Origin of the sequence: Methylobacterium amylolyticum (assembly GCF_030700245.1) — a bacterium.
Classification (GTDB): Bacteria; Pseudomonadota; Alphaproteobacteria; order Rhizobiales; family Beijerinckiaceae; genus Methylobacterium.
On sequence record NZ_JAUYZI010000019.1, the window covers coordinates 1 to 18,085 of the forward strand.

Genomic DNA, 18,085 nt, shown 5'->3' on the forward strand with positions numbered 1-18,085 from the left:
GACCCGGGCCGGCGCGTCCGCGGGCGATGGCGTGGTGGGGCGCCGGCGTCTGGACCACCTGCTCGCAGGCCCGGCAGGCGAAGGCCTCGCGCACGTGGCGCACGACCTTGAACCGGCCCGGCACGTAATCGAGGCTCTCGGTCACGTCCTCGCCGATCCGGCGTAAGCCCCCGCCGCAGGCCGGGCAGGTGCAGGGACCGGCATGAACCACGCTCTCGCGCGGCAGGTGCCCGGGCAAAGCCCGCCGGGCCGGCCTGAGGCGCGCGGCCTCCACCGCCTCGGCCACGACCGGCGCGGACCCCAAGCGTTCGGCCGCGTCGGTCTCCAGCGCCTCGATGGCCAGTTCGAGCTGCTCGACCCGCTCGCCGAGCTTCTCGGAGGAAGCACCGAACCGCGCCCGCTTCAGCCGGGCGAGTTCGCTGCGCAGCTTCTCGATCAGGGTGCTCGCGTGGACGGCCTCGCGCGCCATGCCGACGATCAGGCGCTTGAGCGCGTCGACGTCGTCGGGCAGCAGGGCGGGATCGAGAGCCACGCCAACAGCTTAGCTCGCATCGCGAGGCGCCGCCACATCCATGCGCCCGGACGCTGCCGCCTCGGTAGTCTTCCACCCCAGCCCGCGATCCTCGGTCGGTCGGTGCGCAGCGGCGTGCGCCAGTCGATGCCCTCCAGCAGCATGGCGAGCTGGGCCGGCGTCAACGCCGCCGCGGCCCCGGCGGTGGCCGGCCAGACGAAGCGGCCCTTCTCCAGGCGCTTGGCGAACAGGCACAGACCCTGGCCGTCCCACCACAGCACCTTGATCAGGTGTCCCTGTCGCCCGCGGAACACGAAGGCCTGTCCCGAGAACGGATCGCGGAAGAGATGGTCCTGCACGAGCGCGGCCAGCCCGTCGAAGCCCTTGCGCATGTCGGTGTGTCCGGTGGCCAGCCAGACGCGCGAGCCGGACGGGACCGGGATCATCGGTGGAGCAGCGCCGCGATCACGCCCTGCAGCAGCGTCAGGTCCGCACCGGCTTCGGCCCGTAACCGATGGCCGCCGGCCAGCTCGATCTCGACGACGCCCGACCCGGCCGGCCTCTCTGCGGCCGCAGCGGCGGGAGGCGGCAGGGCGAGCGGGACGAAGGCCGGGCGGGGCGGAGGTCGCCCGGGCCTGCTGCTCGGCCAGCACGGCGCGCCGCCAGCGGAACAGCAGGCTGGAATGCAGGCCGTGTCGACGCGCTATCGCCGAGGCGGTCGTGGCGGGATCGTCCGCCTCGGCCAGGATGGCCCGCTTCTGCTCGGGCGACCAGTTCCGGCGCGTGCCGGCGACCACGACGTGCGAGGGAGAAGTCATAGGTCCAGACCCAGGGCCGATACAGCGCCATCCGACGCCAGCTCCTGTATCCAAAGCGAAGCACTACCCGCACAAAGCGGCCGTCACCGAGCGCTTACCGTTGCGCCGGCATAGGGCCACGAACAGCTTCACCAAGCCCGCATCGGTCGGGGAGAACTTCATCGCGATCGGTGGATCGCGAGAGGCTCGCGGCGAGCCAAGCCTTCAGCTGCCCGACGGCGGCCGCGGCCGCGTCGCGCTTGCTGGCTGTGCTCGCGCCCGCCACCAAACGTTTGGCCTTCAGAAGCCGCTCCCGCAGCCGGTCCTCGATCGCCATGGCAGCCCCCTCACGGCCGCCACCGCATCATCCCGCATCCGGGGTCATCAACTGAACGCGCCCGCCGTCAACCGCCAAGCCGCCGTGGGCCTGTCGCGCCGGTTGCGTTCGACGGCGCCACTGACGGCACGCGATGGCCTCGCTTCCGACACTGACACCTTGGTCCCGGTGCTAACGCCCGGCGACACTGTGGCCCTGGACAACCTGCGCGCCGACAAGGTCGCTGGCGTGCGCGAGGCGATCGAGGCGGCTGGCGCACGGATCCTCTGCCTCCCAGCCTACTCATCCGCCTTCGACCCGATCGAGCAGGCTTTCGCCAAGTTCAAGGCCCGGATACGAGGTAACTTGGCCGTCGCTACCTGACCGGAAATGTCGCTAGCAAACCATAAGGCAATCCGAAATGCTATAATGTCGTTGCATTTACAAGTACCCATACCAATATTGAAAATGTGAAGTGTTCAGCGCTGCAACCACAGCATGATTCACGCCGAAGTTTTGCCAACGACTGTCTTCAAGGCGAAAAGCCCAATGGTCAAGCATGTTAGCGCGCACATTATGACGTACAGAAAATCAATTTGCAGAACAGCCGATGGGTAATAGGCCGATCGCATCCACTCAGATAGTTGCAGCACTGGATTAAATTTTAACCAATAGTATATCTTCTCTGGCATATAGCTCGGCATGAATATTACGCCGCTGGTAATGTATACAATGATACTGAACAAGGCATAACCGATCAACCATCCAGGGAAAAAGCTAATGATAGAGACGTTGATAGCGCCGAGACCAATTCCAAGTAGGATTGCAGTCAAGTAACCACAAACTGCGAGGAAGGGATCGTGCGGCCGTGGGTCCACCCCGATGGAGACGAGAACACCGCACACAACAAGCAAACTCAAGAATCCGGTCACGATTTCTACGAGTATTCGAGAAAATATTAAATCAAAAAGCTTAACTTGAGGATAGTAAGTCAGCGGCCGATTCATGACCACCGATTTCATGACTTCACGGGATATGTACTGAAACATCAATACGGGAACTGCCCCTGTCGCGAAGAACAAGGGTCGGTTGTCACCCAGTGGTACAGGCATCTTTTGGAAGGTATAGATCGCGATTAACACGAAGACGTGGACGCAAGGCCACAGGACCACGACCCCGTAACCCCACAGGGAGCTCCCGAACCGCGTTCGCATGTCGCGCAGGATCAGCGCGTAGAGAACGTGTAAGTACGTTTCGACGGCATTGGCTTTCGCCCTTGCCTCAACGGTGATCGCCATGCCTTCGACCTCGATTCTGGCTGGCATGCATTGGCAATGAAAGCGGCCAAACTGCGTCGTATTGGGCTGGCGTGATGATCACCCGGCGCGGCTGCGGCTTCGCATCGCGGTGACCCGGCATGCCAGGCCGCAGCCGTCGCAGGCTTACGCGCCAACGTGCTGTCGTGCGGCGGCGTCCGCACTCCCATCGATCTCGCCTGATCTCGACCGCCCCGGATTTGCCAGCGAATAAAAAGGCGCCGATCGGCCACGCGATTGGCGGAATTCAGGTGTCTGCCTGCCCTCACGCCTCGATCCCCGCAACCGACTCGCGCGGTCGGACAGGGTCGGTCGAGGAGCGGGAGATCGAGCTGATGAACATGGAAGTCCGGGAGCCCCGGGGCCGAGCGATCTCACCGGCCCACCGGCAGGGCGTCATCCTGGAGCAACTCCGCCAGCTCGCGGATCTGACGCGCTTCGCCGACCGCAAGACCGGCATCCGCTCCTACCAGAGCCACGTCAGGAGCGATCCCTGGCTGCCGATCCTATTCATCGTCTGCTTCGTCCTGCCGACGCTGCTCGGGGCCGTGTACTACGGCCTGATCGCCTCCGACCAATACGTCACGGAAGCACAGTTCGCGATCCGCCCGGCCGTCGGTTCCGCCGATAAAGCTACGCCCGACGCGATCGGCACCAATGCCGGCACGCCGAACCCGATGATCGCCCAGGACACCCTGATCACCTACGAGTACATCCGCAGCCAGCCGATGCTCGAGGCCATCACCGCCAAGCTTCCGATCCGCGAGTGGTACGGCCGTGACAGCATCGACTACTTCTCCCGCTTCGATCCTGAGAAGCCGATCGAGAAGTTCCAGCGCTACTGGAGGCGCAGGGTCGATGCCGACGTCGAATCGCAATCGGGCGTCATGTCCCTCACGGTTTCGGCCTTCGATCCCGCCGAGGCGCTGGCCATCGCGCAAGCCGTGATGAAGGAGGCCGAGCGGATGGTGAACAGCCTCAGCGCGAACGCCCGCAACGACGCGCTCGCCGAGAGCGCCCGTGAGCTTACCATCGCCCAGGAGCGGGTGACCAAGGTCGAGCGCGAGATGCGCGACCTGCGCAATCAAGACGGCGTGCTCGATGCCAAGAAGGAGAATGAGGCGACCATCAAGCTGGTGGGCGAGCTGCGCGCCGCACGGATCAACCTCGCGGTGCAACTCGCCATCGGCCAGCGCGATCTCGGGCCGGAGGCGCGGCGCATCGTCGACATCAAGCAGCAGATCCGCGATCTCGACGCCAACATCGCCCGGATCGAGAAGACCTCAGCCAGCCAGGATCCGGAGCAGAAGCGGCTGCTCTCCGACGCGCTGACTCGGTCCGAGGCGCTTGAACACAAGCGGAAGGTCGCCGAGAAGTATCTAGAGCAGGTCCGCGCCGCGCACGAGCGGGCACGGATCCTCGCCGCGCGCCAGGTCGAGTACTTCAGCTCGATCGTCGAGCCGGTGAAGGCCGAATCCTCGACCGAACCCAGGCGCTTGCTGATGATCAGTCTGATCACTGCCGGGTCCGCCGTCCTGTTCGCCGCGACGATATTCGCCCGCAAACTGATGGCCTGACTCAAACGGCCTCGACGCACCCGCGGGGGGCCAAAGGATCGATCGGCCCTTCGCTTCCCAACAGCAACAGCAACGCCTTTCGCCAACCCGCATGCGAAGAAGAGTGGCACGCGGCCTACAGCATCGAAGCTGAGCAAGAGGCCTGGACTGAGGCGCGCGTTAAGAGCGACGCATGCAAGCCGCTACCGTCAGTGACCGGCCGCGGCCACCGATCATAGACGGGGGTGGCCAAAAATCGGTGCCCACGTGCCGGGCCCTGCGTGACTGTCGTGCAGGTCAGGGGTGGAAACGGCGGCCGCGAGCGGGCGGCCGTCCGTGTAGATCAGCGCGTGCCGCATGCACCCGACCACACGCCAAGCCGGATCGAAGCCGCGCGTACCTGTCACAGCGACGCCGCCGAAGCGGGCGGTCTGCGCGTCGTGGATAGAGCCCGCTGGGCTGACCTTTCGCCCGGCGCGCTCGCGGTAGGCTATCGTGCGGGCCTGGGCGAGGTGGACGCTCTTCGGTTTGGTTGAGAGCGGTTTGGTGGGTGACGCCCTCTCAAACCGTGCGGGACTGGTGAAACCGAGCGCAGAGTGACGGCGGAACTGTCACGATGACGTACTGGGTCGATGACCCGCCGCGGGTCGCAGTGGCGGCGCAGTAGCGATCTCACCCAGATCTCGCAGCGCGGCTGCGTTACCGGCACGGATCGCCTGATCCCGGGCGAGCTGAAGTTTGAGGCGTTCGAGCAGGCGGTAAGGTGGGTGACCGAGCTCTGTTCCCACTGCGCGCTCGACCTCCGAACAGAGATGGTGCGCGACGTCCGCCGCGATATGCCCCCGGCCATCGCTCAAACACGGCGCAAGCGCGCCGTTGGGCGTTTCGTAGCGTTTCGGGACCGCGATGAACACCACGCCGCGCTCCGCGCATTTGGTCTCGAGCGCGGCATTCAGAGCCACCCGCACCGCGCGCCGGTCTTCGAAGGAGCCATAGGCCGGTGATCGCGGATCATCCCAGAACGGGCCTGCCGGCGGCATCACGCCGACGATGGCGACCTTGAGTGGAAAGTCGAGAAGCGTCGTGAGCCAGTGAACCGCGGCGACGTACTGCTCAGCTAGATCGGTTATCGCGACGGAGACATCGTCCCGCTCCTTGAGCCTAAAGCGAAACAGATCTTGCCGGACGTCTTGTCCACCGAGCATATAGATCAGCGTATCGCCTGACTTAACCATGACGATCTTGAGGGTCTCAAAGGCCCCACCGTGGCCAAACCGATGCATGGTGTAGGGCCCAAGCCATCTCAGTTGAACGTTGTCGCACCGTGCGAAGACCGCACGCGCGTGATCATCGCCGACGACGAAAGTGGTCACGGACAACCCTCCTCAGGATACCGATGTGTCTGCCGTGGCTCCGCCCATCTGAGCTAGGGAAGCGCCTCGCCACGCGTACCGTTCGGGGGGCCGAGGGCGAGGCCAAGCAAGGCCCTCCTGGCGGAACAACATCAGGCAGGACGGGACGGCTCCGAGCGTCGCTCAACGATCATAGCATGCGCTTGGCGGCCCGGCCGTTGCGAGAGCATCTTGGCGTTTTCACTCTCGCAGCGGTCGTCAGCGGCGTGTTCCTGCTCGCCGGACCGGCTGTCGGCCATGCCCGAGGCAGCCGCCCTCGCCTAACCTGGGCCGAAGTCAGCCGTGCGGCGACCGGAAAGCTGCTCAAGGGCGCTCGAGCGGCGTTCTAGCGCCAACTCGCGATCGCTGAGCTCCTGGCACTTCAGCCGACCCGTTCCCACCCGCCTCGTGGCGAAAGGATCGGAACGGGTTTGGATGAGGGGGTCCACTACTATCATCAAACGCGCCGCTGGCTGCCATTCCCGGCATGGTTGTAGCGCGGCAGCAGCGCAGAATGGACCTTCGGGTCAATCCCATCGATCGATCCGGTAGCACGCCGTCCCCGTCGTGGCGGTCACGCGGCTTCGATGTTCACCCCCACGCCCAACCGAGTGCCTATTGGCGTCCGACGATCTGCCGTGTCCGGCTGAAAGTCTCCACGACCGGCTGGATGCCGTGCGGGTTCGAACACACCGTCTTTGGGAACGGGCATCCATTCGCCTTCATTCAATGGTAGTGGTGGCATGCATTTTCCTGATAATTGACCGGATCAATGAATCGACCAAACATCGCCAAGCTTCACTACTGGTCGCCTGCACCAACATAAAATTTGAACGCGCACCATTAATTCACAGTACAAACACTTTATCGAGGTGCAGGTACGTCCGCTCCGTGAGTTGCAGCCGGACGAACCGCGCCCGCTCACCCCCCAGCATCACCCGCAGCGGGCGCCCGTCGGCGCCCCCGAAGGTGTGGCCGGCCTGAACGTGCACGAGGCGCCAAGCGACCCCGTCATCCGAGAGCAGCACCCGCAGCGTCCGCGACCGCTCCCGCGCCGAGTCCATCCGATTGAACACCCGCACCTCGTTCAGCGCTCGCACCGCTTCCAGATCCACCTGCCACCACGGCGCGTCCTCGATGTCCGTGTGGAACCCCGGCCGGCCGGTGGGGGCACCGTTGAGGCACCCGCTCGGGCTGTCGGCCACGTCGAAGTGGGACCACTCGCAGTAGCTGCTCTGCGCCGCGGGCTTGCCCACGCTCACGACACCGTCGAAGAGAGGCAGCGCGGGGTAGGGCGGTTGGGGGCGGCAGTAGAATGCTTCGCCGTGACCCACCGCGTTGAGCTGCAGCCAGTGCGGGTGCAGGTCGAACCCGCGCAGGAACGCGGTTATCTCCTCCAGCGTGCACCCACCCTCGTAGAGCGGCGTTTGGCTCACCTCGACATACACACCGTCCACGTGGGGCAAGCTGCCCGTCGCCCCGCGCAGCACCCGCAGGTCCGCCCCCTGCGCGTCGACCACCAGCAGGTTCGGCACGCGCCCCGGGCTGTGCTCGGCCACGATCTGATCGACCGTCGTCGTGACCATCCGCTGCACGCCGGTGTAGACGATGTCCGGGTGATGCTCGGCATGCGCACCCAGCGCGAACAGGCTCGACGATTGCCCGTCGTTGCTGGCCACGTTGAACAGCACCGCGTCCCCCGCCCGCTCGGCGCAGACCGCCTGGATCGCCGTGTGGAACGGCAGGTCGGCGAGGTTGGCCTTCAGGATGGCGAAGGCGCTGTCGACCGGCTCGACGTACAGGCACGGGCTCGCCCCGTTCGCCGCGTAGTCGTTCCGCTCCTGGCCCTCATTCGCCCCGACGTGCAGAATCCCTTCCACGCGGAAGCCCGCCACATCCATCTGTTTCAGCGCGTCCAGCATCGATCGATTCCCGGCGGGGCGGCCCGCGGACCGCGTTTGCGCGCTCAGTAGCAGACTTCGCACCGGCGATCGTGCGGCACGACCATCGGCCTACCCCGGCGATGGTGTGGCACCCTCCGGCGTGAGGCGCGGGCGCTGAAAGAGACGCCACGCGTGGCCGTCAACCGCCTCACCGTCCGCGGTGCATGCCGCGCAGACGCCCTGCACGCACCCACCGTGGCATCGAAGGAGATCGTCGCGGCGCGTCCGCGGATCGCGACGGGGCGCGCGTCGGCCACTGACAGACTGAAATCAGTGCATTCCGTGAACCTGTTCAGCCGCGCACGGCCCCTGTTCGCGACCTGTTGACCGAGCGTGTGCCGAATGCGTGCGGGCGACCTAACGGTCTGCACAACCTCGTTATTTCCGCCCGCGGGTCTGACCCGACACCCCGCGCGCACCTGATTTCGCGCGGGAACAGGTCGCCGGGCCCGGCTCGCGCCGCGCGCGTCCCGGCCAGGCGTCCCGTGGCTGAGGCTCGGCAGCCCAACGGCCTCGTTCCGGCCTCAGAATCGCCTGGGCCGATGTCTCGCCACAACTTATGGGCGCGCCCCTCGATCAGCCGCGGGGCGCGCCGGCCTCAAGCCTGTGCCACGCCACGACGGCCGAGCCCGATGCGCGTCAGGGCCTGATGCGCCCGGCCGCGAAAGCCGCGGCGGCGCGCGCGGGCGAGCGCCGCCGACACCTCGGCCGCCAAGCGCCGCGCCACGATCTCCCGCCCCGCATCGTCGTAGTGCACGATATCGGTGAAGGTCGCAGCCTCGCGGTCGCGGAAGATCGAGCCGAGATCGACCGCCGTGAAGGTGCGCCGGAAAGGGCGCCGCGCGGCAAGATCCGCGTAGAACGCCTCCAGCCGGACGTACTGCCGGTCGAGATAGGCCAGGAACTCGCCGGAGGCGACCTCTCGCTCGGGCTCCGCCAAGTGCCGCTTGCGCATCACCACGGGCTGGAGCGCCGCCACTATCGCTACTCCGTGGTCGCTCGACAGCTTCGTCAGCCGGTGCATCGCGCGCTGATAGTGGTGGACGACCGCCTCCTCCCAGGCCTCGGTCTGCCAGTCCGCCTCCGCCCGCAGCCGCGCGCGTTCCTCGTAGATGAGCGTCACCAGCCCGTCGTAGCTGAGGCCATTCTCCCGTGCCCGCGGCGCGTGCGTGTCGAAGAAGTGGTCGTAGAGCCGCTCGACGATGAAGGCGTTGTACGGGTGGCCCGGTCTCGGATCGTAGGTCCAGGGCTGGAACTGGTCGGTGCAGCCGCTCACCACCACGATCGCGTCGGGCCGGTACTCCAGCAGGTGCGACCAGACCAGGTGCGCCATCTGGGTCAGGCAGGAGGACATCACGCCGAAGTTGAACACCTTCGCGCCCGGTAGACCCTCCGCGCGCAGGACGCGCTCCATGCGCCCCGGCAGAGTGCTGATGAGATCGCCGCCGTCGATGATCGTGCTGTCCCCCACGACGAACACCCGCGTCTCACCCGCCGGCTTCTCGTGGGTGACGGCCGTCGCGTTGAGGAAGCCGTGCGCGTCGAACGGCACGCCGTAATGACTCGATCCCGGCTTACCGGCGAACTGGATGAACGGGCGCGGCAGCCGCGTGTTCGAATCGAGATGGCCGAAGTGGCGCAGGAACTTGCGCCGGCTCGCTTCCTCGTCCGTCTCCGCCGGCGCGTGGATCGGCTCCAGGCCCGGCGCAGTGAGGGCGTTCCGCATCACCGGCTCGATGGCCGCGTAGCCGGCCGGGCTGAGGCCGCCGTCCGGCGCGGCATACTCGGCGCGGAGATGGCCGCCCTCGCCCAGCAGGGTGCCGTAATAATCGATGTAGCGGCCCCCCGTGTCCCGGGCGTGATCGCGCAGCCACGCGTTGACCGTGACGGCGATGTGCTCGGCTCCGGGCTGCCACCTCCGCCCGGCCGGCGGGATCGCGCCGACGAAGGCCACCACGTAGAGGTCACGCGCCGCCGTGAGGATCGCGGCGATCTGGTTGACGATCGCCGCGATCGACGCCTCTCCGCGGGCGAACTCGTTGAAACCGCACAGCAAGTGCAGGCCCTTGGCGTCGGAGGCCGCGATCTCGGAGCGGATCCGCAGGGCCATGTCGTGCATGGTCTGCCCGGAAATTCCGCGGGCGAGGCCGGTGGGCACCCGGAAGAGATCGGGTCGCAGAGCGGCCCAGCGCTCGGTGATGTCGTCCCCGACGAAGATCGTCGGACAGAGGGGATACGTCATTGGATCCTGCGCGAACGGATGGATCTGCACGCGGCGGTCCGGATCCCCCTCAGGCCCCGCACCCCGCGACTGACGCTCGCAATGCGCCAACGGATGAGCGCTCTGCATCCGACGGTAGCTTTGACTCTACAAGTTCAATCACGTGCATGTGATGGCTACCGGTGCAAACCCGCGCCGGTCGCGCTGTACGGAAGCCGACTTCGTCCGCTGCCCCTGGGCACCCGATCGGCCCGCCTCCGGCACGGGCCGAGGCTCTGTTTGCATTGGAGCGTCGAGCGCGCAGCCTGCGAACGCGACCATCGCCAGCCGTCGGCCGGCCGGGCCGCCGTCAGCGCCCGGAGCTGCCCGAACCACCGGACAGGGAATTGCCCAGTCCGCCGCCGCTCGAACTCGAGAACGCATCGTTGCCGGACTGGACGCCGGCCGTGCCGAGCTGGAAGCCGCGCGGATTGAGGTTGTAATCCGGATCCCGTCCCTTCATCTCGCGCGGCGCCGGATCGAAGGGCTGGACCGTGTCGTACTGCGGTTGTCCCCCGGCGAGCGGGCGCGTCACCCCCTCCGCGCGGATCTCATCCGAACACAGGCCCTGGCAGATCGGCTGGACGAGGTCGGTCGGCTGGCAGATCGGCGTCATGACGCCCCGGACGCAGGCACAGCGGCACAGGGCCGAGGCGGGTAGCGGCAACAGAAGCAGCGAGCAGGCGAGCAGGAGCGTGCGCATGGCGTGCTGTCCGGGACCCACGGGGGCGAGACCGCTCCTTTAGCAGGCCCGGGGCCCGATCGCGAGCCGCATCGTCCCGAGTCAACCGCGCGGAGGAGTTCGGTCGCGGCTTCATCCGCGCGGGCCTTGCAGCGATGACGCGATCACGGCTGCGGCTTCTGGAGCGCGCACCTGGGCCGATCGCCCTCGATACGGGACCGCAGGGTGTCGAGCGGGTCCCCGAACGTGATGCCGCGGTTAGCGCAAATGCCGCGGGCGGACGCGGATTCCATCGGCCGGCGATCCGGAATCGCCCACCGAGATGTGAGGGGCTCGCACGCTGCCGGCGGTGTTTCGATGAAGCGGAACGGGAGCGGCGAAGGCCCGTTGATCCGGCGGCAAACGGGAGGACCATCATGCGGACGGTGGCTACGGCGTCGGTTTTCGCGCTCATCACAGCGCTGAGCGTCGGCGCGGCGGAGGCGAAGGGCTGCATCAAGGGCGCGATCATCGGCGGCATCGCCGGACATTACCTGGCCGAGCGCGGCGTCGTCGGGGCTGTCGCGGGCTGTCTCGCCGGCCGCGCCCTCGCCAAGCGGCAGGCGCAGCGCGAGATCGACTACGGCGCCCGCGTCCAGCCGCGCGGCGCGGGTTACGGGCCGCCAGCCGGCTACGACGGGCGGCGCAGCTACGGTTACTGAGCGTCAACCGGAATCCGCGGACATGCGGGCCGCCGCCCATCCTCGACGAGCGGCCGCTTCGGGAGATCGTTCCCGCGATTTGCCCGGACCGTTCGCGACGACCGGCAGGGAAAGCCGCTTGGTCTGACCGGAATTGGTGCGGCCGGCGTGCTTCGGGGTCGGCAGCATCCTGAGTGGGGGGCCGGCGAGGTTGCGCCGCCGCGCGCGGCACTCATTGCTGGCAGGAACCACCGCTGCCGCTCCGCTTCGACCGTGTGGATGAGGCGTCTCGTTCCCGTCTTACGGAGCAAGAATCGCCCCGTGAGTGCCAGGATCGCGCCGCGTGGGAAGAGGGATCGTGCGCCAGCAGGGCGAGCGCGGCCGTGAGCGGCATCGATGGTACGGGTCCGCGCACGATCCGCGGTCGACGCCTTACATCACCGGTCTGATCGATGAAGATCCTGTCCGGTGGTGGCGGCCCGAGTCGTCCCGCATGCGTTGCCAGATTTTGTCGAGCGGCGCGTGGCCAACCGCCGCCCTCTAAACACTGATCATGCCATCTTATGTGATTTTGGTTCGCGCTGAACGGGCGCAGGCTGAGCTGAGCGCCTGAGAGGCGGATCGGGACTCATGGACATGACTGACGATTATCGAAGGCACGGCCCCGACATCATCGAGTTCACGGGCGACATCGTTGCGGCGTACGTGTCGAACAACCCGGTGCCGGTGTCTGAATTGCCGGCGCTGATCACGCGCGTGCACGCGGCGATCAGCGGCCTGGGCATGGGCGGGGTGGGTGCGGCCCCCGCAGAGGCCGAGGTCGAGAAGCCCACGCCGGCCCAGATCCGCAGGTCGGTGCAGCCGGACGGCATCGTCAGCTTTCTCGATGGCCGGGCCTACAAGACGCTCAAGCGCCACCTCACCAGCCAAGGGCTGACGCCGGACGGCTACCGCGCCCGCTACGGCCTGCCGGCCGACTACCCGATGGTGGCCCCAGCCTACAGCCAGGCGCGCTCGAATCTCGCCAAGGCGATCGGCCTCGGCCAGCCCGGCGCCATGGCCGAGCGCGAGACCTGGGGTGACGACGACAAACGGGACACCGGTGGTGAGTCCAAGGGGCGCCGCAGGGCTGCCTGACGTCTGCCCCGGCCGTCGCGCTGCCGCTTCGGAGGATTGCACCCGTCGATGCGCGAGCGTGAAGGTTTCGGAAGGTGCTGTGATGGCCGGCCGGGCGTCCGACCGCGGCACTTCCCGGCCGCCCCGCGTTGATGGTGAAACGCGGGAGACACCACACATGAGCGACGCGCAACGGCTGCTCTACGCCAGCGCCAACGGCGACCGCTGGTTCCTCTGCCGGGGCGACCGGCCCGCCGAAGTCTACGTGCTGCACGCGCCGAATGCGCCCTCCGGCGGCCAGGTCTCCCGGGTCGATCTCGGACACTTCCTCGCCGCCGAGCCGGAAGGGCCTCAGCAGCAGGCCCTGCTCGGCCTCATCGGCGCGCTGGTCGAGCGGAGCGAGGTTCCTCCGGCCAGCGGAGCCGTCCCCGAGCCCGGCGCCTCGGCCGCAGAGCCGACGCCGGGCGAGGCCCTGGGCTGACGCTCCCCGGCGGCGGGGAGACGGGTTCGGCGGAGTGCGCGCCGCGAGAATCGAGAGGTGCGCCCGATCCGCCAAGGCGGGCGTCGCCCGGACCGCGGCTCACGGGATCAGAGCCGAGCGAACGCTGCTGCCGCACTGCCCAGCATCCGATATCCGTCGGTGTGGCAGGCGCCGAGGCCGCATTGCAGGATCGCGGAGACGAGGTTGAGGGCGCAGAGGGTCAGCACGTACAGGCCGACGTAGCCGGCGACGCGCACCAGTCGCGGCGACGGGACCCGGCCTTCCGCCGTTCCTCCGACGACGGCGACCTGTGCCGCCAGCGCAGCGATCACCGCCAGGGCGATCAGCACCGACCAGACCGGCATGTGCAGCCCGAGCACGGCGTCGCCGACATACTCGTGGCCGGGGCGGGGACAGATGTCGAGCAGGGTCTGGCGTCCTGCGATCACCAGCAGCGACAGGGCGCCGAGCAGGGCGACGCCGACGCCCCGGCCCCGGTCGTCGGGTCGGAAGTGACGGATCAGCCCGAAGCACACGCCGAACAGGGCGACGCGCTGCAGCAGGCAGAGCGGGCAGGGCAACTCGCCGTCGACGTATTGCAGGACCATCGCCACCGTCAGCACGGCGGCGAGGCCGGTCAGCATGGCCAGAAGCCCGAGATCGCCGAGACGGGCGAGGTCCGCGCCGGGCGCGGTGCGTGCGGCCCGAATCATCCCCGGAGCCACGGCATGCGGAACCCGTCGACCGGGCTGTCAATCTCGAACAGGAACAGGCCGGTCGAGAGCGCGAAGCAGAGGGCGAGGGCGGCGACCGCGAGCCTGCCGCGGCCGCCGTACAGCGCCCCGAGAGCGGCCGTCATCGCCGCGAAGCACAAGACCATCAAGGCCGCCCATCCTCGTCGAGGCGCGTCGAGGCCGCCGCGCGTCGCCCCGACCGCGCCGCCTCACCGTACCGCGTGCCGACGCGGGGGCGCCAGCCGGGATCGACGCGGCGCGGGACGCGCCCGCGCGCGGCTTGCCGAACAACCTGCGATAGTTTTTATTCGGGCCCTGGATCCTCCTGCCGGTCCAGGGAACCTCGACAGCAAGATCAACGCGCCGCCGCCCCGCCGCAGCGGGGCTTTTTTGTGGCGAGAAACGGTTCAGATACGTCCGCTGACCGAGATCAGGAGCTGGAGCGCGCGGGATGTGCTCAAGCGCACCTTGCCGCATACGGTGTCTGGACCTCGCCGGTGCTGTTGCAGACCTGCACTATCGCCACGCTTCGGTCTGGCGTCCTGTCGCGCGGCACCCATCCCACCCCCGGGATACGAGGATCTGATGATCAAGAAACTTCTTCTGGCCAGCGCCGCCACGGCGCTCACGACCGTCGCCGCCTCTGCGGCGGACCTTCCGCGCCGCGCGGCGCCGCCGCCGGTGTTCGCGCCGGTGCCGGTGTTCACCTGGACGGGCGCCTACTTCGGTATCAACGCCGGCTACGCCTTCGACGCCAGCAGCCGCAACACCGGCTCGGCCTTCGGCGTCCCCGCCCCCTTCGCCGCCCCCGGCACCATCGCCGTCTTCCGCAACCGCAGCCAGGACGGCTTCTCCGGCGGTGGCCAGGTCGGATACAACTTCCAGTTCACCCCGGGCTCGGGCGTGGTCGTGGGCATCGAGGCCGACGCCCAGTACCTCGACTTCGGCCGCAACCGGAACAGCGCCTTCATCGCCGGCGGCCTCGCCCCGGGCTACTACGTCACCGACCCGCGCGGCCTCTCCAGCCTCGACTTCTTCGGCACCGTGCGCGGCCGCCTCGGCTACGCCTTCGACCGCACCCTCGTGTACGGCACCGGCGGCTTCGCCTACGGCTCGGGCAGCGCCGACCGCTCGTTCGGCGGCTACGCCGGCAACGACAGCTTCCGCACCGGCTACGCCGTCGGCGGCGGCATCGAGTACGCGCTCCCCACCGACTCGTTCCTGAACTTCTTCCGCTCCAGTGCGGTCACGCTCAAGGTCGAGGGCCTGTACGTCAACCTCGACCGCGGCACCCGCAACCAGGGCGCCCTGGTCGTCAACGCCGCCAACCTCCTGCCGGTCGCCTTCAGCCCGGTGGGCCGCCGCGACGACGAGTTCGCCGTCGTCCGCGCAGGCCTGAACTACAAGTTCGGATCCTACTGAGGTCGGTGCCTGATCGGTCGGCCTGAGCATCCCCAGCCCGATCAGACTGGCGGCTTGGCCGAGAAGCGCCCCGGGATCCGTCCCGGGGCGTTTTCTTTGACCGGCGCATCGGCCGCCGGCGAATGGTCGGACGGCCGGTCCGGGTGCCGACGCGCAGGTTCTTCTACCCGAGTTCCGGTGTACGCCCCGTCGGCGGGGAGTCCTGCACCACCGGTGCCCCGAAGACCGACATGAGGGTGCGCACGTCGTCGATGCAGGCCTCGGCCTCTGCCCGGGTCATCAGGCCCTGGCGCCGGAAGATCCGTCTCGGACGGATGATCGCGACCACGTCGAAGCGGCCGTCCGGCCTGTCGATCACGTGGCAATTCACGGGTCGTGCCATAACCCTCGATCCCGCACGGGAGAGCGCCACCCGCGACCAACGTTTCACGCGCTCTAGGCTCGGCAATGCCCGGTCGGTCCCCCCGGTTGCGTCCGCCGGCAGGAGATTTGCGCGCTCACGTGCGGAGGAGGGCGACCCGCCGGATCGAGCGGGCCGCCACGCGTCGGACGGGGCGGGCGCGGTCAGCCGAGGGCCGGGACGCGCCCGTCGGGGGAGTAGCGGTCCACCGCGCCGGGAAGCTCGCGCGACAGCCGCGTCAGTAGCTCGCTCCGGCTGAGGCCCGTCCGCTCTTCGAGGGCTGCCAGGGTCTCGGGGCCGATCGCCCGTTCGAGATCGGCCGCCGGCATGTCGCGGTTGGGGCCGTGGTCGATCCACGACTTCGCGGTCTCGCCGTGGCCGCCCTTGGTGAAATGCTCGACGATCTCGCCGAGGCCGCTGGCGATCAGCCCGCCGATGCCCGCCGCACCGGCGCCGCCCAGCAGGCGCTCCAGGTTGGCCGGCATCCCCGATCCGGTTCCGCCGGCGCTGCTCGGCACCTGCGGTACGGGCGACGGGTGCCTGTCCTTGCCGGAGCCGCCGAGCCAATCGGCGATCTTGTCGCGGTTCTGGTAGCCGGCGACAGCCAGCAGCCCGAGCAGGGCCGTCATCGAGGGGTATCCCTTGCTCATCGTTCCATCCTTCGGTTGCGCGTGTCGCTGGGCCTGAGGGGGACATTACGGATCGGCCCCCGTTACGAACGATCGCCCCGCCCGATCGGTGCCCTCAAAGCCCGCCGCCGGCTTCGCGTGGGTGTCGCGGCGGCGAGAATCGGGTCGGAATCAGGGCGTCCCGGCCTCGGGGGCGATGGCATCGACGAGCCGCCCGCGCTGGGCGTCGAGCGGGAAGCGGAGGGTGCAGCGCAGCCCGTCGGGCTCGAAGGCCAGCGCGGTGCGCGCCCCAAGGTCGTCGCACAGGGTCCGCTCCAGCACCTCGCGCCCGAAGCCGCGGCGCTCCGGCTCGCGCAGGCCCGTTCCGCCCACTTCCTTCCAGACCAGGGTGACCACCGGTCCCGCGCCCTCCACGGCGACCGACCAAGCCACCGCGACGCGGCCGCCCGGCTCGCCGAGCGTGCCGTGCTCGATCGCGTTGCTGGCCAATTCGTGCAGCGCCAGCGCCAGGGTCTGCGCCGGCCTCGGCCGCAGCCGCACGGTCGGACCGGAGATCGCCGCCCGGTCGCCCTCGCGCACGAGATGGAACAGCAACTCGTCCGACACGAGGCTGTGCAGGTCGGCCTCGCCGAAGGTGCCGAGCGTGCTGCGCGCCCGACCGATCGCGTCGAGCCGTCCCTCCAGGTGGGCGACGTAGCCGTCGAGGTCCACGGCGCTCGTCGCCGACCGGCGCAGCACCGCCCGCAGCATCGCGATCGTGTCGCGCAGTCCGTGGCGCAGCCCGTCCGTCTGGCCCGACGCGTCGAGCAGGCGGCGCAGCCGGGCGTTGTCCGCCTCCAGGTGGGCGATGCGGTCTGTTGGATCGGCGGATTCGGTCATGGAAATGGTCCTCTGCCCCGGGCGGCGCGCGCCGCCCCGGGACCGGTCACCGATCGACCGCGTGCTCGGTGAGATGCAGGTAGGCGGGATCGAACAGCGCCAGCTCGCGCAGGCGGGCGGGGTCGTGGATGGTCAGCCGCCGCCGCTCCAGGGTGATCAGGTTCTCGGCGCGCAGGTCGTGCAGGACGCGGTTGGTGTGCACAGCCGTCTGACCGAGCACGTCGGCGAGATCGACCTGGGTCAGCGGCATCGGGTACGTGTTCCCCGCAGCGAGGCCGACCGTCGCGAGGCGGACGTGCAGCTCGCAGAACAGGTGGGCCATCCGCTCGATCGCCGAGCGGCGCCCGAGGCTGACCGAGCCCTCGCGCTGGACGGCGGCGGTGATCAGCGTTTCGCGGCGGAACGCCTCCTGCAACGGCGGGCTGCGCGCTTCGAGGTCGAGGAAGGCCGGCCCCGGGATGCGGGCGAGCGTGACGGTGGTGAGGGCGGTGATGGCGTGATCGCGCCTGTCGAGCAGGAAGACGTGCGGGTCGCAGCAATCGCCGGGCAGGAGCAGCGCGACGATCTGCCGGCGACCGTCCGCGAGCTGCCGGTAGCGGCCGGCCCAGCCGTCGAGGATGACGAATACGGCCGTGGGATCATCCCCCTCCTCGACGATGTCGGTCCGGGCCGCGACGGTCCGCGTCGGTCCGAGGGCGGCGGCGAGCCACAGGTGGTCGGCGTCGGAGAGACGGACGAAGTGTTCCAGCTTGCGTGCCAGCGGGTTGTCCACGCCGCGTTCCCCCGATCGTTCACCGGGGGGCGAGGCTACCGTCGGGTCGCGGAGCCGCCTCTAACCTGGGTTACCCTCGCCCCGGGCCGGTCGCCTCGCACACGGGATGCGGCGGCGGACGGCGCATCGGCACGCCCCCGGGCGTCGGCCGAGCCCTCCGCGTATCGACCGCGTATGGCCGGAGATGCACGCATCCCGCG

19 protein-coding genes and 2 pseudogenes are annotated in these 18,085 nt (G+C 68.6%); 6 read left to right on the forward strand and 15 right to left on the reverse strand.

Annotated features, from left to right (window positions below; genetic code table 11):
• The 4 genes and pseudogenes from Q8W71_RS14715 to Q8W71_RS14725 all read right to left on the reverse strand — a co-directional run.
• Positions 1-532: IS66 family transposase zinc-finger binding domain-containing protein (locus Q8W71_RS14715; protein WP_305526133.1), on the reverse strand; the 532-nt coding region annotated here is incomplete at its 3' end.
• Positions 478-957 carry an IS66 family insertion sequence element accessory protein TnpB gene (tnpB, locus tag Q8W71_RS14720; protein WP_370875419.1) on the reverse strand — a complete coding sequence of 160 codons (480 nt, stop codon included), beginning with the start codon at positions 955-957 and terminating at the stop codon, positions 478-480. The genes Q8W71_RS14715 and tnpB, both read right to left, overlap by 55 nt.
• Positions 958-1,143: 186 nt before the next feature.
• A pseudogene (locus tag Q8W71_RS32910) lies at positions 1,144-1,329 on the reverse strand (transposase); the annotation flags it as partial.
• Positions 1,330-1,423: 94 nt separating this feature from the next.
• On the reverse strand, positions 1,424-1,645 hold the full coding sequence (locus Q8W71_RS14725) for a hypothetical protein (protein ID WP_305526134.1): 222 nt from the start codon (positions 1,643-1,645) through the stop codon (positions 1,424-1,426).
• A 141-nt stretch (positions 1,646-1,786) separates the two neighbouring features.
• On the opposite strand from Q8W71_RS14725, the pseudogene Q8W71_RS14730 reads away from it, so the two are divergent.
• Positions 1,787-1,984 (forward strand): annotated as a pseudogene (locus tag Q8W71_RS14730) (transposase); the annotation flags it as partial.
• A 143-nt stretch (positions 1,985-2,127) separates the two neighbouring features.
• Here Q8W71_RS14730 and Q8W71_RS14735 read toward each other — a convergent pair.
• A complete protein-coding gene (locus tag Q8W71_RS14735) occupies positions 2,128-2,922 on the reverse strand; it encodes an ABC transporter permease (RefSeq protein ID WP_305526135.1) in 795 nt (264 codons plus the stop codon).
• 353 nt (positions 2,923-3,275) lie between these two features.
• Between Q8W71_RS14735 and Q8W71_RS14740 the strand changes: the two genes are divergently transcribed.
• Complete coding sequence (locus tag Q8W71_RS14740) at positions 3,276-4,517, forward strand: capsule biosynthesis protein (RefSeq protein ID WP_305526236.1); 1,242 nt, start codon at positions 3,276-3,278, stop codon at positions 4,515-4,517.
• Between the two features lie 590 nt (positions 4,518-5,107).
• Here the strand turns inward: Q8W71_RS14740 and Q8W71_RS14750 are convergent.
• The 4 genes from Q8W71_RS14750 to Q8W71_RS14765 form a co-directional block, all read right to left on the reverse strand.
• Positions 5,108-5,869 carry a hypothetical protein gene (locus tag Q8W71_RS14750; RefSeq protein WP_305526136.1) on the reverse strand — a complete coding sequence of 254 codons (762 nt, stop codon included), beginning with the start codon at positions 5,867-5,869 and terminating at the stop codon, positions 5,108-5,110.
• An 866-nt stretch (positions 5,870-6,735) separates the two neighbouring features.
• Complete coding sequence (locus tag Q8W71_RS14755; protein ID WP_305526137.1) at positions 6,736-7,809, reverse strand: FkbM family methyltransferase; 1,074 nt, start codon at positions 7,807-7,809, stop codon at positions 6,736-6,738.
• Positions 7,810-8,428: 619 nt separating this feature from the next.
• Positions 8,429-10,102, reverse strand: a complete 1,674-nt coding sequence (locus Q8W71_RS14760; protein WP_305526138.1) for a GDSL-type esterase/lipase family protein — start codon at positions 10,100-10,102, stop codon at positions 8,429-8,431.
• Positions 10,103-10,400: 298 nt separating this feature from the next.
• Positions 10,401-10,793, reverse strand: coding sequence for a hypothetical protein (locus tag Q8W71_RS14765; protein WP_305526139.1), 393 nt, complete (start codon positions 10,791-10,793; stop codon positions 10,401-10,403).
• A gap of 395 nt (positions 10,794-11,188) precedes the next feature.
• On the opposite strand from Q8W71_RS14765, the gene Q8W71_RS14770 reads away from it, so the two are divergent.
• From Q8W71_RS14770 to Q8W71_RS14780, 3 genes are all read left to right on the forward strand, one after another.
• Positions 11,189-11,473 carry a hypothetical protein gene (locus tag Q8W71_RS14770; protein WP_305526140.1) on the forward strand — a complete coding sequence of 95 codons (285 nt, stop codon included), beginning with the start codon at positions 11,189-11,191 and terminating at the stop codon, positions 11,471-11,473.
• Between the two features lie 615 nt (positions 11,474-12,088).
• A complete protein-coding gene (locus Q8W71_RS14775) occupies positions 12,089-12,589 on the forward strand; it encodes a Ros/MucR family transcriptional regulator (RefSeq protein ID WP_305526237.1) in 501 nt (166 codons plus the stop codon).
• A gap of 157 nt (positions 12,590-12,746) precedes the next feature.
• On the forward strand, positions 12,747-13,049 hold the full coding sequence (locus Q8W71_RS14780) for a hypothetical protein (protein WP_305526141.1): 303 nt from the start codon (positions 12,747-12,749) through the stop codon (positions 13,047-13,049).
• A 107-nt stretch (positions 13,050-13,156) separates the two neighbouring features.
• Here Q8W71_RS14780 and Q8W71_RS14785 read toward each other — a convergent pair whose 3' ends face one another.
• Positions 13,157-13,762, reverse strand: coding sequence for a disulfide bond formation protein B (locus Q8W71_RS14785; protein WP_305526142.1), 606 nt, complete (start codon positions 13,760-13,762; stop codon positions 13,157-13,159).
• Entirely contained in the window at positions 13,759-13,932 is a 174-nt protein-coding gene (locus Q8W71_RS14790) for a hypothetical protein (RefSeq protein WP_305526143.1), read from the reverse strand. The genes Q8W71_RS14785 and Q8W71_RS14790 overlap by 4 nt, the downstream gene beginning before the upstream one ends.
• 436 nt (positions 13,933-14,368) lie before the next feature.
• Between Q8W71_RS14790 and Q8W71_RS14795 the strand changes: the two genes are divergently transcribed.
• Positions 14,369-15,205 (forward strand): outer membrane protein, encoded by an 837-nt coding sequence (locus Q8W71_RS14795; protein WP_305526144.1) that lies wholly within the window; start codon positions 14,369-14,371, stop codon positions 15,203-15,205.
• 163 nt (positions 15,206-15,368) lie between these two features.
• Here Q8W71_RS14795 and Q8W71_RS14800 read toward each other — a convergent pair whose 3' ends face one another.
• The 4 genes from Q8W71_RS14800 to Q8W71_RS14815 form a co-directional block, all read right to left on the reverse strand.
• The gene (locus tag Q8W71_RS14800; protein ID WP_305526145.1) at positions 15,369-15,587 is read right to left on the reverse strand and encodes a hypothetical protein; all 219 of its coding nucleotides are present in this window, start codon (positions 15,585-15,587) and stop codon (positions 15,369-15,371) included.
• Positions 15,588-15,769: 182 nt separating this feature from the next.
• Positions 15,770-16,255: a YidB family protein gene (locus tag Q8W71_RS14805; protein ID WP_305526146.1), complete on the reverse strand. Its 486-nt coding sequence runs from the start codon at positions 16,253-16,255 to the stop codon at positions 15,770-15,772.
• A 150-nt stretch (positions 16,256-16,405) separates the two neighbouring features.
• A complete protein-coding gene (locus tag Q8W71_RS14810; RefSeq protein ID WP_305526147.1) occupies positions 16,406-17,113 on the reverse strand; it encodes an HWE histidine kinase domain-containing protein in 708 nt (235 codons plus the stop codon).
• A 46-nt stretch (positions 17,114-17,159) separates the two neighbouring features.
• Positions 17,160-17,885, reverse strand: a complete 726-nt coding sequence (locus Q8W71_RS14815) for a Crp/Fnr family transcriptional regulator (RefSeq protein ID WP_305526148.1) — start codon at positions 17,883-17,885, stop codon at positions 17,160-17,162.
• Positions 17,886-18,085 lie beyond the last annotated feature (200 nt).